This window comes from Nitrosomonas halophila, assembly GCF_900107165.1.
GTDB lineage: Bacteria > Pseudomonadota > Gammaproteobacteria > Burkholderiales > Nitrosomonadaceae > Nitrosomonas > Nitrosomonas halophila.
Genome location: NZ_FNOY01000133.1, coordinates 1 through 2,086 on the forward strand (window position 1 = coordinate 1; position 2,086 = coordinate 2,086).

Annotated in this window: 2 protein-coding genes; both read left to right on the forward strand. The window is 54.1% G+C overall.

Features of this window, described 5'->3' with window-relative positions; all coding sequences use genetic code 11:
• Positions 1-1,664 (forward strand): thioesterase domain-containing protein (locus BLV85_RS14595; RefSeq protein WP_143032370.1); only part of this gene is annotated, 1,664 nt, incomplete at its 5' end.
• Positions 1,665-1,725: 61 nt separating this feature from the next.
• Complete coding sequence (locus tag BLV85_RS14600; RefSeq protein WP_143032371.1) at positions 1,726-2,052, forward strand: hypothetical protein; 327 nt, start codon at positions 1,726-1,728, stop codon at positions 2,050-2,052.
• The last annotated feature ends 34 nt before the right edge of the window (positions 2,053-2,086 follow it).

Consider the following 2,086-nt stretch of genomic DNA (forward strand, 5'->3'; position numbering starts at 1 on the left):
CCGACATGAATCCGCTGCCAGTGGGCGTAACGGGAGAGCTGTATCTCGGCGGGCGAGGGCTTGCGCGTGGCTACCTGAACCGACCCGGATTGACATCGGAACGGTTTGTCGCCGATCCGTTCGGCAGCCAGGGCGGGCGGCTCTACCGCACTGGCGACTTGGCCAGATGGCGAGAGGATGGGCAGGTCGAATACCTGGGGCGGGTGGATCACCAGGTCAAGATCCGGGGTTTTCGCATCGAACTGGGTGAAATCGAGACGCAACTGCTGCAGCAGCCGGCCGTGCGGGAAGCAGTGGTGGTGGCCAAGGAAGGAGCGAGCGGCACCCGGCTGGTGGCCTATGTTGCGCTGCATGCGGATCATGCGGTGACCACACATGCGTTGCGGGACGCGCTCGCGCAGACCTTGCCGGATTACATGCTGCCCTCGGCGATCGTGGTGCTGGACAGCCTGCCCTTGAATGCAAACGGTAAGGTGGACCGCAAGCGTCTGCCCGAGCCGGGGATGCCGTCAATTGATACCTATCGCGCGCCTTCGACATCCGAATCTAAATTGCTGGCGCGTGTCTGGCAAGAAGTACTGGGTGTGGAACGTATCGGTGAAACCGATAATTTCTTTGCATTGGGGGGCGATTCATTGTCGAGCCTCAAGGTGATGGCGCGCGTGCGCAATCTGACTGACGCAAAACTGGATTTCAGGCTGCGCGATTTCGTGCAACGTCCGACGATTGCCGATCTGCTTGGACTTGATAAACTATCCAAATCCAATGGCTTACTGCCGCTTAACCAACTCTCTGAAAACGAGGGGACTAAACCCTTGTTCTGTATCCATGCTGGCATGGGCACAATATTCGATTACCAGCCGCTCGCGCGGCAACTACAGGGCATGCGCACGGTGTATGGCATTCCGTGCCGGATGCTGGCTGACAGCGCCCATTGCGACATCTCATTGCAGCAAATGGCTGAGGATTATTGCCGCATGATTCGATCTGTCCAGCCACAGGGGCCGTACCATCTGCTCGGCTGGTCGCTGGGCGGCGCACTGGCTGCCCTGATGACTGCCATCCTGGAAGCGCAACAGCAAACGGTCGCTTTTCTCGGCCTGATTGATTCCTATGTGCCAGGCACCGAATCGTCTGAGCCAGTGCAAGATGACTGGCGACAGGATTTCATGGCGTTTATTGCTGCCGTGCTGCCCGGTGTCGAGTTTGATGATCCATCCCTGCATGCGACCGTGTTCGGTCAGGCCATGCTGACGGAATCAAACGCATGCGTGATGGCCTTATTGGAAAAAGCATGCACGCTGAATCAGCAATATGAGCAATATGAGCAATATGAGCAATCGGGTCAAAGCGCGGCCGTTCCAGAGCACGCCGCCATGGGTGTGGAGGAACTGGCACATACCTTTATGGTGGCTCGTCATTTGAAAATGCTTTCGCTGCAGCTCCCTACGCTGAAACCACTGGCAACGCAGGTGATTTGCTGGTGGGCGGAGACCCGCGAAATGAGTGATCGGCTGGCGCTTGAGCAGCAACTCGGCCCTGCTGAAATTCACGCGCACGAAATCGATGCTGATCATTATGATATTTTGCAGGCCGACTCGTTGTTATCAGGGATCCGGTCACAACTTTCAAAGATATCGCATGATTTGGTAATGCCAAGCTAGCTCAGAAGATATGGTTCTTACAACTATTTATTTCGCTAAAGCTATAAATAGGGCGAGCGCAGTGACATTCAGAATATTGCAATATATCGATGCACTCTACTACTACGCTATCGAGGCACGTCAACAGCTGCGCATCAAAAAAAGCCAGTTTGCATTTGCTGCATTGCATGACTGGCTCATGCTAACCCGCCAGCAGACCACAAACGGCGATGTATCTGCAAAGTATTGGGGATACATTGAACGCTGGCCGACGTTTGGTTCGTTGTGCAAACACCGACGACCATCTACCTATCGAATACAATCCGGTAGAAAATACAATTGGCTGAATTTATTAGTCCGAAGTAAGGTTAAAACCACCGCCTTTAAGGCGGTAAGATTTATCTTTTAAAATTTTGGACGTACCATGATGCTAAAAGTAGGGG